Raw genomic sequence first — 15,404 nt, 5'->3', positions numbered from 1 at the left:
AGAAAATAGAGGATGTAAGATAATATAACTGGAGGAATTCAAACATGAATTACGCATACGAAGAAAAAAGTTCTCACACATACCAGGACACACTGGATAAACTGAAACAGGCCATTGCCGACAACTCATTCGGCGTCCTTTACGAAGTGAACCTGAAAGATAAAATCGAAGGTAAAGGGTTTGAGTTCGATAAAAACTTTACAGTTCTAGATGTCTGCAACCCTAAACTGGCTAAAGAAGTGCTGGACGAGCAGATCGAAGTCGGCTATTTCCTACCATGTAAAGTCGTTGTCTATGAAAAAGGCGAAGACGTTTACGCGGGCGTATTGAAACCGACCGTACTCATCGATATGGTCGATAACGATTCACTGCATGATGCGGCTGTCAAAGTGGAAGACATCCTCACTAAAGCTGTTAAAGCGGCAGTATAATAACCATTTAATTTGAAAAAGTGCCGGCGGGTCTTCCCACCGGCACTTTTTTTATCGTATTCGTGCTCTGAACAGCCCGCCTGATAAATCTTCATCATCTTCATGATCCTTTGCCGTCGTGATATAAAGATACTCATTATCCTTACCTCCGATACAGCAGGACGTTACATTCGTCACCGGCATCGGAATCTCAAAGATCTTTTCTCCTGTATCCGAGTCCCACTTACAGACTCTTCCGCCTCCGTATTCAGCGATCCAGATATCATCACATTTATCGACACACAGACCATCGGGAGTACTGTCTTCCAGCTGGATCAGCACTCGTCCATTAGCTAATCGTTTTTCCTCTACATCGTAATCGTATTTCGTCACTGTCTTTTCTGTCGAATCGATATGATAAAAAGCTTTGCCGTCATGTGACCAGCCTAAGCCGTTGGACAGTGAAAGATCTTTCAAGAGGACTTCAGATTCGCCGTTTTCGATGACATACAAGGCTGCCGCATTCTTTATGATATCATTCTGTCCCATCGTCCCGACAAAAAATCGTCCTTTAGGATCGAGTTTCCCGTCATTATACCTTAACCGCTCGTCCTCATTCGGATGCGCTACAAATGTCCTGTCCCCCGTATCAGGATCGATACGGTATATGCCTTTTTTCTCTGCCGAAATCAGCATCCCTTCGTCATCGATAACGGCTGCCCCAACAGGTCCTTCCGTTTTGAATGTTTTCAACTCCGTCGTTTCCACATCCAGCTGGTAAATAATCTCATCCAATATCGATATAAAGTAAAGACGTTCATTTTTATCATCCCAGACAGGACCTTCAAGTAGTGAACTGCCAGCGTAAAAGACTAATTCTGGTTCAAACATATCTGCCCGATACATATCGTCTACTCCTTTAATTATTGTAATTTCTTTCACTATACACCAGAAAGAAACATTTTTTCTAGTTTTAGCTCTTATAGCGTTTATGTAGTATGATGAAAGGGTAGAATACAGCTCAGAAAGAGGTAGATCATGAATCATAAAAATCCCACCATAACTTATAGTGTCAATGATTTGATCGATACATCGGAGCTCTTTGCTCTTTATAAAAGTGTTGGGTGGACCGGTTATACGGATCATCCGGAAAAAATGAAGAAGATTCTCCCGGGATCTCTTCATTATGTCAGTGCCTGGAGAGATGACCGGCTCGTCGGGCTGATTCGAACGGTTGGAGATGATGCATCTATTCTCTATATCCAGGACATCCTTGTCCACCCTGAATATCAGCGTCTGCAGATCGGCACGACTTTGGTCAAAAAAGTCCTTGATTCATATGCTCACATCCGGCAGATCATCCTGTTGACCGACGATACTGAAGAAACAAAGGCATTTTACGTCTCGCTGGGCTTCCATTCTTCCGAAAAGCTTAACAGTGTCGCATTCATCCAAATGAACTGGGAAGCCTGAACTCCTTAACCCCTTCTGCATCACTGGTAGACCGGTGAGCTCTGCCTGCTGTTGCCAACTCCCATTAATTTTCTCATTAAGTTGACAAACCTGGCATTGCGCATACATACTCGCTGCCAGACATCTTATTGAGCTGGCAGGCGCTACCCTACGCTTACTTGTTCACTTCAAACCTTCTAACTGAGTTGGCAGGCCTGGTTATACGCTTACCAGCTTATCAGCCCAAAGCAATTATTGAGTTGGTAGACCCCGATCCTTCTTTACCCTTCTCAGTGACATTCTAATCAATAAGTCGGTAGGCCTGGCACTGCGCTTACACGTTCAAAAGATTTACTCTTTGAGTCAGCGGGCCCAGCTCATGGAAAAATATAAGCACGATTTATCCTCCTTTCATTTTCCCTTGCGGTTGAGCCATTTTGAAAAATCAAAAATCTATGTTACGCTTATATAGGCGATTTAAGACTTTCTGAAATTTTCATGAAAAGAATATATAGTCGGGAAAACTCTTCCCGATTTTTTTTACGGCAAATTTCAAAAATAGTCACTGGAAATAACTTATAAAATAATAAATGGAGGAATTGGATGAATAAAACAACTATAAAATTAGTATCTTTAGCTTCAGTCTCACTATTAATGGCAGCGTGCGGGAATGATGACACAGCTGCCGAGGCAGATACAACTGTCTTTGAAGAAATGGACTACACGATCACGGGGATCGAACCCGGTTCCGGCATTACTGAAAGTGCCCGAAACACATTGGACACTTATGACAATCTGGAAGGCTGGGAGCTCCAGGAGAGTTCAACTGGCGGTATGATGGTGGAACTGCAGCAGGCTATTGAAAACGAAGAACCGATCATCATTACCGGCTGGCAGCCTCATTATATTTTTGAGATCTATGATCTGAAGATACTTGAAGATCCCAAAGAAGGTTTTGGTGCTGCAGAAAACATCCACACCATGACCCGTACTGGTTTAGCAGAAGATATGCCCGATGCAACGGCTATATTAGACAATTTTGCTTGGGAAACGGAAGACATGCAGCAGATCGTCCTCGATGCCCAGGATGTTCCTTTTGAAGAAGCGGCTCAGACCTGGTACGACGAAAATCAGGATCTAGTCAGTGAATGGACCGATGGTGTGCCTGAAAGTGACGGACAGGAGATTGACCTAATCTCAATGCCCTGGGATACCGAACGCGCCTCAGCGCATGTGATGTCATTGACCCTTGAAAATCACGGATTTGACGTCAATGTCACCAGTGTGGATCCTTCTGTTTTATTCCAGGCTTTAGCCATTGGCGAAGCAGATGCCACTGTAACCCCGTGGCTGCCGATGACTCACGGTGCCTTTATGGAAGAATATGGAGACGACCTGGTCGACTTGGGTCCTAACCTTCCTGGAGCAAAATCTGGTTTAGTTGTCCCTGCCTATATGGACATCGATTCCATTGAAGATATCCCTGCCAAGTAATCATAGTCCGACCAACAATGAAACAATATCTTTATTACTCAAATGAAAAGCAGTGGTTTTTCACTTGTATACTAAAAAAAGCATATTATTTTATAGGAAAAACTATTTATGATAACATTAATGTGTGCGTGGAAAGTTTCTTGAAGAGATAAACCATTATATATTTTATTATTCAACATAAAACCCACTAAATACAGGAGGAATTTTTATGAAAATGAAAACACCCATTAAACTCTTATCACTTGCATCAGCGTCACTTTTACTTGCAGCGTGCGGAGGCGAAGAAACTTCTGATAACGAAGAAGCAAGCATCGGCGAGCAGCTGGACTACACGATCACAGGTATCGAACCCGGCGCCGGTATCACAGCGACAACAGAGCGTGCTTTGGAAGAATATGACAACCTTGATGGCTGGGAACTTGAAACGAGTTCAACAGCAGGCATGATGGGACAGCTTGATTCAGCATACGGCAATGAAGAACCGATCGTTATCACCGGCTGGACCCCTCACTATAAATTCGAACAGTACGACCTGAAGTTCCTTGAAGACCCAGAAGGCACATTCGGCGAACCTGAATTCGTGCATACTATGGCTCGTATGGGCTTTGAAGAAGACATGCCGAATGCTTATGCGATCATGGAAAACTTCTCTTGGGAAGTTGACGACATGCAGTCGATCATGCTGGCCGCACAGGATATGGAATTCGACGAAGCCGCAGCTAACTGGATCGAAGAAAACCAGGAAACTGTCGACAGCTGGACTGAAGGCATTGAAGAAGCCAACGGCGAATCTATCGAGCTCGGTTCATTCCCTTGGGACTCTGAACGTGCCTCTTCAGCTGTGATCACTCAAGTACTGGAAGATCACGGCTTTGACGTTACGGTCAATAATGTCGATCCATCCATTCTCTTCCAGGCACTGGCTCAGGGCGAAGTAGACGTGACCGTTGCACCTTGGCTGCCAACGACGCAAGGAGCTTATCTTGAAGAATACGGCGATGAGATCGTCGACATGGGACCTAACATGGAAGGCACCGTTATCGGTTTAGTGGTTCCGGAATATATGGAAATTGATTCGATCGAAGACTTGAATGCCCCAGAATAAACAACTTTAAAGCAAAAAGGTTCAGGATGAGAATCCTGAACCTTTTTTTATTCAACGATATTCAAGTACATTCTTGATGTGACGCGGTATATGATCCAGTAGATCAAGGCATAAATGAGTACGACACTAATCGTTATAAGAACGAACAGTCTATTGTTCAAGATGCCGAAAATAACGAGCAGTTTCTGAACGATCGGATAAGCAAAGGCCGTATGCAGAGCCGCCGTAAGGATAGGCAGCGAAAACATCCAAAGTATCTGGGACTGCGTTGCTTTTCTAGTTGTCTCTTTATCCAAGCCGACTTTCTGCATGATCTGAATGCGTTCTCTGTCTTCGTATCCTTCTGACACCTGTTTATAGTAAGTGATCAGGACCGCTCCGATAGTGAATAAGCCGCCTAAGAAGATACCTATAAAGACAAAGCCACCATTCATGCTATACCATTCTTCCCTGCTCCCTTCTCTTGACTCATAAAACACACCGATAGGATAGTCTGTTTCCCTAAGTTCATCATTCATCAGGGAGGCATACGCCCCATTTTGATCTTCTTCAGCTGTCGACCAGTAATAGTCGGCTGAATAACTGATCGGGTAATCAGCAATGTTCTCATTATAATATGACAGGATAGAATCAATAACCTCAGTGTCTGGTGCAACAAGAATCAGCATATCTCCAAACAATGCATTCGTATTCAATGCAGCAGGTGATTCATCGATTTCTTCCAGTTGAAACGTCTCTTCGTTGACCGTTAGCGAATCATGTGTAACATCAAACCCGCTGGCATAAAAGAGCATGTCATCTGATCCAAGCTGTCTGAACTCTCCAGATATATGAATATAATCTTCCAGCGGCATTATAATTATCGTTGTGGGCATATTATCGCCAAGTTCGAAATCTCTAAAACTGAGCTGACCGCCTTCCAAGTCTCCCCACATATCAACATATCTGTAATAATAGTTATCCTCCATCGTGTATCCCGTTTCGCTACTTAACTCAGAGAGATCACTTTCCAGTGTTTCAATCGATTCTTTTAATTCTGTTCCATTTAACTCAGGTTCGGTCATGATCGAAATGTTATTTTCTTCAGGGAATCGATTGCTTAGTGTTTCCTCTGTCCCAGCGTAAAGTGTAACGGTCGTTGATACCGCAATGATCACCATAACTGACAGAATACTGATATTGGCCAGACCCACAGCGTGCTGTTTCATCCGGTAAAGCATGCCTGAGATGGATATAAACGGTCCCGGTTTATAGTAAAAGGATTTATTGCGTCTCAAAGCTTTCAGTATAAAGATCGATCCTGAAGTAAACAGGAGATAGGTTCCGATTATGACAAGTAAAACGGCTATAAAAAACTGGTTTAAAGCATTGAAAGGACTGTCGATCGTCAGTGAGATATAATACCCTGCACCAAGTGAAATCAAGCCGATAAGGAACAGCAGAGGTGAACTTTTCGGTTCTTTCTCCCCTTCTTTACTGCCCTTGAGCAGGCGGATAGGATTCGAAAACGTGACTTGGGCGATATTGTATATAAGGGTCAGCGTGAATATACCCACGAAAAGCAGTGCAGTGATACCTGTCGTTCCCCATGACGTAGAATAATCAATGGCAGTTGGAAGATTCAGCAGATAATTGAGGAACAGAAAACTCAAGCGCCCGAATAAGACGCCGACAAGGATGCCCGAAAGGATACTCAGGCCGCTCACCATAATGTTCTCGATCGTTAAGATCTGTGCCACGTGTCTTTTTTCAAGTCCCAGCACACTGTAGAGACCGATTTCTTTTTTCCGGCGCTTGATCAGAAAGCTGTTGATGTAAAAAATAAAGATCACCGAGAAAACACCTATGACGAATGTGCCCATTCCAAAGAGTGTTGGCAGGGTAGCCGACCTTTGTCTGACAAAATCATTAGTCATGAGACTGGCCATCATCTGAAACAAGGCGACCGATAAAATAGCAGATAGACTATAAGGAATATAGAGCTGTCGGTTGGATTGAATATTCCGCCAGGCCATTTTAGTGAAAAAGCTTTTCTTCATGCTAGACACTCCCTTTAGAAGAAACTAGGAGCGATTTTGATATGCTGTCGATAAAGGCATCCGGTTCTTTATCGCCGCGGTACAGTTCGTGATAGACCTGACCGTCCCTTATAAAGAGTACACGGCTGGAGTAGCTTGCTGCACGGGCACTGTGCGTGACCATCAAAATCGTCTGACCATTCTGATGCACGTCTGACAAAATCTCCATCAGGTTCTGCGAAGATTTCGAATCCAGGGCCCCCGTCGGTTCATCCGCCAGAATCACTTTCGGCTTCGTAATCAAAGCCCGTGCCACGGCCGCTCTCTGCTTCTGACCGCCGGACACTTCATACGGATAATTATCCAGCAGGTGGGAGATCCCTAAGCGTTCTACCAGCGGCTTTAGGGCTGTCTCCATTTCGTTCACTGATTTTCTTGAAAGGACCAGCGGGAGCAGGATATTATCTTTCAAGGTAAAGTTATCCAGCAGATTGAAGTCTTGGAACACAAAGCCCAGCTGTTCTCTTCTAAATCTTGAAACCTTTTTATCTTTGATCGAAGATAAAGGCTGGTCATCCAGGTAAACTTCTCCTTCTGTGGCACTGTCTAATGTAGAAAGGATATTCAGAAGCGTCGTTTTTCCAGATCCGGATTCTCCCATCACCGAAATAAACTCCCCTTTTTCCACTGAAAAGTTGACGTCTTTTAAAGCCTCTGTTCCCTTTGAACCCAATTTCGTTGTGTATACTTTCTTTAAATGTTTGATCTCCATAAATGTCATGGTTGTTTCCTCCTTAGCTATAGTCCTATCATACGTTGAAGCAGACACGCCAGCATTCATCTAACCTTACAAAAACGAAAAGAACCTTACAGAGATGTAAGATTCTTTTTTATTCGGTGATCAGTCAAACAGATCCCACGACTTTTCGCCAAAGTCAACGATCGCTTTCGTTCCTTTGCCTGCTTCCGATTCAATGGTCAAGGTATGCCCTAACCTACGGCAAATCTTTCTGGAAAGGAACAAGCCAAGTCCCGTTGATTTACTATGCAGCCTTCCGTCGAGACCTGTGTAGCCTTTTTCAAAGATCTTCGGCAGATCTTCTTGCCGTATGCCGCTGCCGGTGTCTTCTATGATCAGCGTCTGTTCATCTTCAAAGAAAATCTTGATCTCGCCGGCTTTCGTGTACTTCAGACTGTTAGAGATGAGCTGTTCGATGAGGACCTCCAGCCATTTTTTGTCAGACAAGACTGTCTGCATCCGAGGTTCGAATGCCACACTGATATCTTTGTAGATAAAAAAGACCGCGTACTTTTTCAAGATCATTTTTATGACCTCATCAACAGCTACGTCCTCAAGTTCCAGTTCTTTTCCGCTGTCTTCAAGCTTCAGATAATTCAAGGCCATATGCGTGTAGTCATTGACCCGTATCAGCTCCTGTTCCAGTCGAAGCGCATCTTTCGTTTCGGGACTTTTCTGCAGAAGCAGACTCATGGCCGAAATCGGTGTTTTTATCTGATGGAGCCACAGTGTGAAGTAGTCCATCTGTTCTTCCTTATTTTCGGCAGTTTCCTGCTTGAACAGCTGGTACTCTTCATACAGCTCCTTGTACTTCTCCTGATATAGGGCATCGATCGACTGAACAGAATACCTGTCGTTTTTTATGTCTTGTCTGAACCGTAGTGACTCCGCCTCCCGGATGCGGTTCAAATAAGCTATCCACTGAATAAACAAAGAAACCAGAAAGATGAATGATGACAGCTGAACACCATACCAGAACAGAGAGAAACTTCTTTCTGTAAAGAACATTAGGAGGGCGAAAACTGAAAGGATCGATATGAACAGAAAAATCTGCGGCCTTACTGACTGAACAAAAGGACGAGCCCAGCGTTTCCACATATGTTTTTCAGATGTCTCATTCCATGACGGCATAACCGACACCTTTTTTCGTCGCGATGAAGTCTTCTTTGTCCAGTTCCTTGAGTTTCTTTCTAAGTCGCGCTATATTGACAGCCAGGGTATTGGAATCAATGAAGGATTCATCTTCCCAAAGCTGTTTCATGATCCGTTCTTTTGATACATATTCTCCTTTGTGCTTGAAGAGAATCTCTATTATTTTTAGTTCGTTTTTTGTAAGTGATACTGTTTTCTCTTTATATATCAGACTTAATTCCGATGGCTTGAGCGTCACCTGACTGGCTGAATAAAAGTTTTCGGTCTCAGAAAAATCATACGTACGTCTAAGCATCGCCTGAATCTTAGCCACCACTACGGTCAGCTGGAAGGGTTTTTGAATATAATCATCCGCTCCCATCTGAATGGCCATCACTAAATCCATGTCATCCGTTCGAGAGGATATAAATATGATCGGCACCTCAGAGATTTTCCGGATCTCCTGACACCAGTGATAACCGTTGTAGGCCGGCAGTTGTATGTCCATGAGAACTAACTGCGGTTTGATCGCAATAAATGAATCCAGAACAGCATTAAAATCAGTTTGCCTGTGGACCTTATAGTTCCACTTATTCAGTTCATCTTCCAAGGACGACGCGATCACATCATCGTCTTCTATGATCATAATTGAAAACATAACGAAACTCCTTCAGCTATTTATTATACACAGTATACCATTACTTTTATGCAGAAGAATCAGCCTGCAGTCTCATTTTCCGGAAATACTTCCTCAGACCCATCCATTCCTGTAAGCGCTGTGCTATACTGAATGAAAGACTGAAGGAGGAGAATGAATCACATGAACCATACATATGAAACTCTGCGTATCAAGCTTGAACGACTGGTCGAAAAAGAAAAGTCCGCTGAAGAACGGTTCCGGGATAAGGAACGCGACTACACGGATGCCAAAGTCGTCTTTCAGAAAGAAAAGGAAGATGTGGAAAGACTGGAGGCCCAGTCTTTCACTACCTTTTTAAGAACGGTGATCGGTACACATGACAAGAAGCTTTATGAAGAAAAACAGGAACAGATCCAGGCCAAACTGCGACTGGATCAAGCTTCGGCTTTGTATCTGGAAGCCCGAGAAGAACTCACCCGAATCATCGATGAAATCAGTCGGCTTAAAGAGGAACTGGAAGCACTGAAAGAAAAACTGAGAGCAACAGATCCGACGTTCCAGGAAACACTTTCTCAAAAAGAAGAACAGCGTCTTGTAATGGAGGCCGAGATCCGTGAGATCAGCGAAGCGCTGAATGCCGGTCAGAGTGTCTTGAACAGTCTCGACTCGACCCTGGAGAAATTGGAGTCCGCTGACTCATTAGCCACATGGGATATGTTCACCGACAGCTTTCTCGTTGACATGTTCAAGTATGACAAAATCGACAAAGCTGAAGAAGAACTCTTCTATCTGGAAGGGCTGATCGAACGTTACAAGAAAGAACTGAAAGACGTCGATCTGCACAATGTCCTGGATTACGAAAGTCTCGGTGAAATGAGACGGGTGTTCGATGTCTTCTTTGACAATGTCTTTTCTGACTGGAGTACAAAAGATACGATCCAGCGCAACATGGATAATCTCGATACGATCTATATGGAAGTCGACCGTATCCAGAAACAGCTCCAGGAACGTCGTTCAGAATTAGGGAATCAGCTGGAAGAACTTCAGTTGTATTATTAAAGACAAAGCAAACAGCGGGCGATCTCAGTTATTTCTGAGACCGCCCGCTGTTTTGTCTGTTCATGATGGTGAAACTGACCTCTTCAGGTCAGTTTCTTCGCTTTTAATGTACGTGGTTCTGCTTATCAATGATATAAGATTCTCTAGTGACCTCATTGGCAGTGCTCACAGTGATTTTGCCCTGAGTACGTCGAATGCGCGCTTCATTGGTCGTGCTCAAATCTGTTTTGTCCTGAGTACGTCGAATGCGCGCTTCATTGGCCGTGCTCACACTGATTTTTCCCTGAGTACGTCGAATGCGTCCGTCATTGGTCGTGCTCAAGCTGATTTTGTCCTGAGTACGTCGAATGCACCACTCATTGGCAGTGCTCTGACTGAATTTGTCCTGAGTACGCCGAATGGGCGCTTCATTGGCCGTGCTCAAACTGTTTTTCCCCTGAGTACGTCGAATGCACCACTCATTGGCAGTGCTCATACTGTATTTGGCCTGAGTACGTCGAATGCGCCAATCATTGGCAGTGCTCAAACTGAATTTGTCCTGAGTACGTCGAATGCGCCAATCATTGGCACCATTCCGACCGATTTTCTTGAGAACATTCCATCATTTTGACTCTCCAGTTTATTCGGTAAGATTCAATGCCTCCGCTAACTGCACTCATGAAACTCTTACCAGGGCAGCGGACGGCCTTTTATTTCTTCGATCCACAAGCCTCTCAAGTCCTGAACCATCTTTTCAGGAAGCAGATCCTGCGAAGCTGAAAGGTTATGCAGCAGCTGCTCACTGTTTCTGGCTCCCGGGATAACGGTTGATACTTCTTTATAAGACAAGATGTATTGTAAAGCCACTCGGGTCATCGAAGCATCTTCCCCAATGATCTTGCGCACTTTATCGACCAGTTCGGCACGTCTTTCAATATCTTCCCTGCTCCAGCGGCTTCTGATTCCATCAAATGTACTGTTTTCATCATACTTGCCTGTCAGCCAGCCCGAATCCAGAGGTACTTTGACGACCAGGCCGACACCTTCATTATAAGCACGGCTCATTGCATTAAGGGGTTCCTGATGAAAAATATTGAACATGACTTCAATGATCTGACTGTCTGTTTTATCAAGGATCTGGTTGACTTCTTTGCCCGTATCCACAGAAGCTCCGTATGCTTTGATTTTCCCCTTCTCTTTCAGTTTCTCAAGTGCCTGAAACTGCGGTGACTGCTGATCCAAAGCTGACAGCGGCGGATTATGCAGGAGCAGACTGTCTAAGTAATCGGTGTCCAGACGTTTCAGACTGCCTTCCACTGATGCAATCAAGTCATCCGGATCAAAACTCTGTTCATCATTCGCCTGGTGTCCGCACTTGCTGCTGATCACTACCTGTTCTCTGTTTTCTTTCAGAGCTTTACCTAAAAGTTCCTCACTTTTTCCCAGACCGTAATTCGGTGCTGTATCAAAAAAGAAACAGCCATTCATATGTGCTTCATGGACCAGTCGGATCGCTTCGTCATCGCTCATCCGGCCCCAGTCGCTCGCATTACCCAGCTGCCAGGCGCCAAATCCCACTTCAGATACTTCTATACCTGTATTTCCCAACATACGCTTCTTCATTCTCTTTTCACTCCTAATCATATTTACTCTCTACTTCTAATGATACCGCTCACAGCCCAGTGAATCCACTAAGACACAGTAAAATTAGTTTAATCACTTACCTTCAAAATGATTTTTCCCGTATTTTCATTGTCTTCCATGATGCGATACGCTTCCGGCAGCTCTTTAAAAGGAATAACCGTATGGATGACCGGTTTAAGTTGCTTTTCCTTAAAGAGCGGCATGGCGATTTCTGCGAATTCCTTAGAAAGCTGAGCTTTATACGCATCACTGCGTGGGGTAAGCAGCGTCCCTTTGAGCGCAATCCGTTTTTTCATCAAGTCGCCTAACGACACTTCAGCCACTTCACTTCCGCCAAGCGTCCCAATAAGGACCCACCGGGCATCCACCGCACAGCTTTCCAAGTTCATCACCCAATATGAGGCACCGATGAAGTCTAAAATGACATCTACTCCGGCTCCTTCGGTCACTTCATTCACGCGCTCGTCAAAAGATTCTTCCTTATAGTTGACTAACACATGCGCCCCCAGCTCTTTCGCCTTCTCCAGTTTCTCAGGGTGACCGGCTGTTGCAAAAATCGTTGCCTGACTCAGCTGACTGGCGAGTTGTATGGCTGCTGTTCCGACTCCGCTCCCTGCCGCATGGATCAGAATCTTCTCTTTTTCTTCCAGTTCACCCAGCCAGTAAAGGGTCTGATAGGCTGTCAGAAAAACTTCCGGGATCGCCGCCCCTTCTTCAAAAGTTAGTTCATCTGGTAAAATCATGGCCCGGTCAGCCGGCATGATGACATATTCACCGTATCCCCCATGGTTGACTAGTCCGCACACCCGGGTCCCTGCATTCAAATCAGGATCCGTCGACTGGTTTTCTGCGACCACTCCACTGACTTCGATGCCTAGAATCGGATAGGGTCTACTCAGGCCTGTATTCTGCCGGGTCAGTGTATCGGTACGGTTGATACCGGCCGCTTTCACTTCTATAAGCAACTCTCCTTGTTTCGGTACTGGTTTTTCCACTTCTATCTGCTTCAGGACTTCTCTGCCTCCTGGTTTTTCAATGCTCCATGCTTTCATTTCACTCATCCTTTTCTTTCACTTTATTTATAAAATCTTCAACGTCTTTAGGTGTATGTAGCCAGACCACTTTTTTGTCACTGGGAACCCTGTCAAGCTTCTCTAAGATTCCCGGCCGCTGGTCTTCAGGAAAATGCCAGATCCATTTATAAAAATCCAGATCAACATGTTCTTTATTTCCTTCACACATATCCGGACGCCGCTTGTTCCGGTACTGCAAGGCGCGTTTCATGACACGATAGAGGCACAACGTACGTTTAAAATCCAGAAATATGTTCATATCGGCCGCATCGAGCCGGATATCCAGCGTCCCTCCGTAATTGCCGTCAATGATCCACTCGGGCCGTTTAACCAGGTCTGTTTGGATGACACGCTGTTCTTCCTTAGACGTCATTTCCCAGTTCGGCTTCCAGTGCAGCACATCCAGATGATAAACGGGCAAGCCGGTCAGCTCTCCCAGACGTCTAGCCAGCGTCGACTTGCCTGAACCAGATGAACCGATGATCGCGATCTTCTCCAATGAAACCACCTCTCTTATCCAGTATACTAAAGTTGGAATCCTTTCCCTAATCATACTCATTTTCAGTATCGTTGACAAAAAGTAAGGGTTTGGTATACTTAAACCACTTCGAATTCGAGATAAAAGGAGGACGATTACCCTAATGAAACAAACGCCTGGTATCCACCATATTACAGCGATCGTCGGACATCCGCAGGAGAATGTCGATTTTTACTCAAAAGTTCTTGGACTCCGATTAGTCAAAAAAACAGTCAATTTCGATGATCCAAAAACCTATCACTTATACTTTGGCAATGAAAAAGCACAGCCGGGATCCCTTGTCACCTTTTTCCCATGGCCAGATTCAGAACACGGGCGCATCGGCGGAGGGCAAGTCGGAATCACTACTTATGCCATTCCGACCGGCAGCCTTGGATTCTGGGAAACCCGCCTGATCCATAAAGCTGTGCCTTTCAATAAAACAAGTCGATTCGGTGAGACCTACCTTCAGTTCGAAGATCCCCACGGCTTGAAACTCGAACTCGTTGAGCGCGAAGAAGGGCCACTGAACAGCTGGTCGAATGACGGCGTCCATCCTGATGTAGCCATCAAAGGATTCGGCGGTGCTATACTGTATTCCACCGAACCGGAAGAAACCATTAAAACCCTGACCGGAACCTTAGGACTGCGACAAACTCATGAAAATGAGCAGTTCATTCGCCTTAAAGCCACTGGAGATATCGGCAACCTTATCGATGTACAAAAAGAAGCCCAACCGCTTGGGCAGATAGGTGTAGGGACCGTGCATCACATCGCCTGGCGCGCCCAAAACGAGGCTGACCATAAAGACTGGCATACGTATGTCTCCGCCTTTGACCAGCAGGTGACAGAGATCAAAGATCGCCATTACTTTAAATCCCTTTATTTCCGCGAAAACGGCCATATCCTGTTTGAGATCGCCAGTGATACACCCGGTTTCACTATAGATGAAGAAGCCGATCACCTCGGTGAATCGCTCAAACTACCGGAACACTATGAAGCAAAAAGAGAAGAATTAGAGAAAACCCTCATCCCACTAAACCATTAAGGAGTGACCATACATGAAACACCTATTTAAAAAAGGCTCAGACTTGACGAATACCACCCTGCTGCTGCTCCATGGGACAGGCGGATCTGAAGAGGACCTGCTTCCATTAGCAGAACATGTAGATCTAGAAGCCAATGTGCTGAGTGTCAGAGGAAACATCAATGAGAACGGCATGTCCCGCTATTTCAAGCGTCTGAGACCTGGGGTCTTCGATGAAGAAGACCTGAAATTCAGGACCCACGAACTGAAAGACTTTCTGGATGATGCAGCAGATGAATACGATTTTGACCGCAGTAAAGTTGTTGCTGTCGGCTATTCAAATGGAGCCAACATCGCCGGAAGCCTGCTCTTCCATTACAGTGATGCCCTGGCCGGTGCCATCCTCCACCATCCCATGGTCCCCTTGAGAGGACTGTCGCTGCCTGATTTAAAGGATCGACCTGTCTTTATCGGAGCCGGAAAGAACGACCCGATTTGTCCGGCGGAAGAATCAGAAGAACTCGAGCAGCTGCTCTCTGAAGCAGGCGCCGACGTCACCTTACATTGGGAAAATCATGGCCATCAGCTGACTGGCACAGAGATCGATGCCGCAGCCGACTGGTATAGAAACAACAAAAATCGCCTGGATTAACAGGCGATTTTTTCTTTTATTCAACTTACTGTCCTATTCTGACGATACGCGCTCCAAAAGGCAGCAGGGCGAGTTTAGCCTGCTTAAAATGCTGGAGCCCGAATGGAATGCCGACGATAGTCAGACAGAACGCTGCACCCATCGTCACTTCTTCGACCACCAAGGCAAAACCGCCAAGCACGAGCCACAGGACATTGAACATAAAGGAAACGCCCCCGTGTCCGAATTCGATATCCTTTCCGAAGGGCGCTGCCGCCATCGTCGAGAATTTAAAGCACTGCCTCCCGATCGGCAAGCCCACAATCGTGATCGACCAGAGCACCCCTAAGATCAGCCAGGTAAAAAAGCTGATAAATCCGCCAAAAACAAACCACACGATATTACCCAATAATTTCAAACTCTTC

The 15,404-nt window shown here is 45.2% G+C and carries 17 protein-coding genes; 8 read left to right on the top strand and 9 right to left on the bottom strand.

Going from position 1 to position 15,404, the window contains the following annotated elements:
* The first annotated feature begins 44 nt into the window (after positions 1 to 44).
* Complete coding sequence (locus AB4027_RS02130; protein ID WP_368645787.1) at positions 45 to 431, top strand: DUF302 domain-containing protein; 387 nt, start codon at positions 45 to 47, stop codon at positions 429 to 431.
* A 51-nt stretch (positions 432 to 482) separates the two neighbouring features.
* Here AB4027_RS02130 and AB4027_RS02125 read toward each other — a convergent pair whose 3' ends face one another.
* Positions 483 to 1,316, bottom strand: a complete 834-nt coding sequence (locus AB4027_RS02125; protein WP_368645786.1) for an SMP-30/gluconolactonase/LRE family protein — start codon at positions 1,314 to 1,316, stop codon at positions 483 to 485.
* A 132-nt stretch (positions 1,317 to 1,448) separates the two neighbouring features.
* Here AB4027_RS02125 and AB4027_RS02120 point away from each other — a divergent pair, with 132 nt between their 5' ends.
* The 3 genes from AB4027_RS02120 (at position 1,449) to AB4027_RS02110 (ending at position 4,461) form a co-directional block, all read left to right on the top strand.
* The gene (locus tag AB4027_RS02120) at positions 1,449 to 1,883 is read left to right on the top strand and encodes a GNAT family N-acetyltransferase (protein WP_368645785.1); all 435 of its coding nucleotides are present in this window, start codon (positions 1,449 to 1,451) and stop codon (positions 1,881 to 1,883) included.
* Positions 1,884 to 2,465: 582 nt separating this feature from the next.
* The gene (locus tag AB4027_RS02115) at positions 2,466 to 3,356 is read left to right on the top strand and encodes a glycine betaine ABC transporter substrate-binding protein (protein WP_368645784.1); all 891 of its coding nucleotides are present in this window, start codon (positions 2,466 to 2,468) and stop codon (positions 3,354 to 3,356) included.
* Between the two features lie 208 nt (positions 3,357 to 3,564).
* Positions 3,565 to 4,461, top strand: a complete 897-nt coding sequence (locus tag AB4027_RS02110) for a glycine betaine ABC transporter substrate-binding protein (RefSeq protein ID WP_368645783.1) — start codon at positions 3,565 to 3,567, stop codon at positions 4,459 to 4,461.
* A gap of 47 nt (positions 4,462 to 4,508) precedes the next feature.
* Here the strand turns inward: AB4027_RS02110 and AB4027_RS02105 are convergent, their stop codons facing one another.
* The 4 genes from AB4027_RS02105 to AB4027_RS02090 form a co-directional block, all read right to left on the bottom strand.
* The gene (locus tag AB4027_RS02105; RefSeq protein WP_368645782.1) at positions 4,509 to 6,500 is read right to left on the bottom strand and encodes an FtsX-like permease family protein; all 1,992 of its coding nucleotides are present in this window, start codon (positions 6,498 to 6,500) and stop codon (positions 4,509 to 4,511) included.
* Position 6,501: 1 nt separating this feature from the next.
* The gene (locus AB4027_RS02100; protein ID WP_368645781.1) at positions 6,502 to 7,260 is read right to left on the bottom strand and encodes an ABC transporter ATP-binding protein; all 759 of its coding nucleotides are present in this window, start codon (positions 7,258 to 7,260) and stop codon (positions 6,502 to 6,504) included.
* A gap of 120 nt (positions 7,261 to 7,380) precedes the next feature.
* Positions 7,381 to 8,409, bottom strand: coding sequence for a sensor histidine kinase (locus AB4027_RS02095; RefSeq protein WP_368645780.1), 1,029 nt, complete (start codon positions 8,407 to 8,409; stop codon positions 7,381 to 7,383).
* Positions 8,393 to 9,067: a response regulator transcription factor gene (locus AB4027_RS02090; RefSeq protein WP_368645779.1), complete on the bottom strand. Its 675-nt coding sequence runs from the start codon at positions 9,065 to 9,067 to the stop codon at positions 8,393 to 8,395. The genes AB4027_RS02095 and AB4027_RS02090 overlap by 17 nt, the downstream gene beginning before the upstream one ends.
* A gap of 162 nt (positions 9,068 to 9,229) precedes the next feature.
* Between AB4027_RS02090 and AB4027_RS02085 the strand changes: the two genes are divergently transcribed.
* Positions 9,230 to 10,108 (top strand): hypothetical protein, encoded by an 879-nt coding sequence (locus tag AB4027_RS02085; protein WP_368645778.1) that lies wholly within the window; start codon positions 9,230 to 9,232, stop codon positions 10,106 to 10,108.
* Positions 10,109 to 10,160: 52 nt separating this feature from the next.
* A complete protein-coding gene (locus tag AB4027_RS02080; RefSeq protein WP_368645777.1) occupies positions 10,161 to 10,718 on the top strand; it encodes a hypothetical protein in 558 nt (185 codons plus the stop codon).
* 56 nt (positions 10,719 to 10,774) lie between these two features.
* Here the strand turns inward: AB4027_RS02080 and AB4027_RS02075 are convergent, their stop codons facing one another.
* The 3 genes from AB4027_RS02075 to AB4027_RS02065 all read right to left on the bottom strand — a co-directional run bounded on the left by AB4027_RS02075 (position 10,775) and on the right by AB4027_RS02065 (position 13,303).
* Positions 10,775 to 11,710, bottom strand: coding sequence for an aldo/keto reductase (locus AB4027_RS02075; protein WP_368645776.1), 936 nt, complete (start codon positions 11,708 to 11,710; stop codon positions 10,775 to 10,777).
* A gap of 89 nt (positions 11,711 to 11,799) precedes the next feature.
* Positions 11,800 to 12,783: an NAD(P)H-quinone oxidoreductase gene (locus AB4027_RS02070; protein ID WP_368645775.1), complete on the bottom strand. Its 984-nt coding sequence runs from the start codon at positions 12,781 to 12,783 to the stop codon at positions 11,800 to 11,802.
* Position 12,784: 1 nt separating this feature from the next.
* On the bottom strand, positions 12,785 to 13,303 hold the full coding sequence (locus tag AB4027_RS02065) for a DNA topology modulation protein (RefSeq protein ID WP_368645774.1): 519 nt from the start codon (positions 13,301 to 13,303) through the stop codon (positions 12,785 to 12,787).
* A gap of 142 nt (positions 13,304 to 13,445) precedes the next feature.
* Here AB4027_RS02065 and AB4027_RS02060 point away from each other — a divergent pair, with 142 nt between their 5' ends.
* A complete protein-coding gene (locus tag AB4027_RS02060) occupies positions 13,446 to 14,369 on the top strand; it encodes a ring-cleaving dioxygenase (protein WP_368645773.1) in 924 nt (307 codons plus the stop codon).
* Between the two features lie 13 nt (positions 14,370 to 14,382).
* A complete protein-coding gene (locus tag AB4027_RS02055) occupies positions 14,383 to 15,000 on the top strand; it encodes an alpha/beta hydrolase (RefSeq protein ID WP_368645772.1) in 618 nt (205 codons plus the stop codon).
* Positions 15,001 to 15,025: 25 nt separating this feature from the next.
* Here the strand turns inward: AB4027_RS02055 and AB4027_RS02050 are convergent, their stop codons facing one another.
* Positions 15,026 to 15,397, bottom strand: a complete 372-nt coding sequence (locus AB4027_RS02050) for a YccF domain-containing protein (RefSeq protein WP_368645771.1) — start codon at positions 15,395 to 15,397, stop codon at positions 15,026 to 15,028.
* Positions 15,398 to 15,404: the final 7 nt, after the last annotated feature.

The sequence above is a fragment of the Alkalibacterium putridalgicola genome (genome assembly GCF_040959045.1).
In the GTDB taxonomy this organism is placed as follows: Bacteria; Bacillota; Bacilli; order Lactobacillales; family Carnobacteriaceae_A; genus Alkalibacterium; species Alkalibacterium putridalgicola.
This window is presented reverse-complemented; position numbering and strand designations above follow the sequence as displayed.

Excerpts from the sequence above, each read along its gene's own strand:
- AB4027_RS02090 (WP_368645779.1), bottom strand. The coding sequence starts at position 9,067 with ATGTTTTCAATTATGATCATAGAAGACGATGATGTGATCGCGTCGTCC.
- AB4027_RS02060 (WP_368645773.1), top strand. The coding sequence starts at position 13,446 with ATGAAACAAACGCCTGGTATCCACCATATTACAGCGATCGTCGGACAT.
- AB4027_RS02075 (WP_368645776.1), bottom strand. The coding sequence starts at position 11,710 with ATGAAGAAGCGTATGTTGGGAAATACAGGTATAGAAGTATCTGAAGTG.
- AB4027_RS02120 (WP_368645785.1), top strand. The coding sequence starts at position 1,449 with ATGAATCATAAAAATCCCACCATAACTTATAGTGTCAATGATTTGATC.
- AB4027_RS02110 (WP_368645783.1), top strand. The coding sequence starts at position 3,565 with ATGAAAATGAAAACACCCATTAAACTCTTATCACTTGCATCAGCGTCA.
- AB4027_RS02115 (WP_368645784.1), top strand. The coding sequence starts at position 2,466 with ATGAATAAAACAACTATAAAATTAGTATCTTTAGCTTCAGTCTCACTA.
- AB4027_RS02085 (WP_368645778.1), top strand. The coding sequence starts at position 9,230 with ATGAACCATACATATGAAACTCTGCGTATCAAGCTTGAACGACTGGTC.
- AB4027_RS02105 (WP_368645782.1), bottom strand. The coding sequence starts at position 6,500 with ATGAAGAAAAGCTTTTTCACTAAAATGGCCTGGCGGAATATTCAATCC.
- AB4027_RS02055 (WP_368645772.1), top strand. The coding sequence starts at position 14,383 with ATGAAACACCTATTTAAAAAAGGCTCAGACTTGACGAATACCACCCTG.
- AB4027_RS02100 (WP_368645781.1), bottom strand. The coding sequence starts at position 7,260 with ATGACATTTATGGAGATCAAACATTTAAAGAAAGTATACACAACGAAA.
- AB4027_RS02130 (WP_368645787.1), top strand. The coding sequence starts at position 45 with ATGAATTACGCATACGAAGAAAAAAGTTCTCACACATACCAGGACACA.
- AB4027_RS02125 (WP_368645786.1), bottom strand. The coding sequence starts at position 1,316 with ATGTATCGGGCAGATATGTTTGAACCAGAATTAGTCTTTTACGCTGGC.
- AB4027_RS02095 (WP_368645780.1), bottom strand. The coding sequence starts at position 8,409 with ATGCCGTCATGGAATGAGACATCTGAAAAACATATGTGGAAACGCTGG.
- AB4027_RS02070 (WP_368645775.1), bottom strand. The coding sequence starts at position 12,783 with ATGAAAGCATGGAGCATTGAAAAACCAGGAGGCAGAGAAGTCCTGAAG.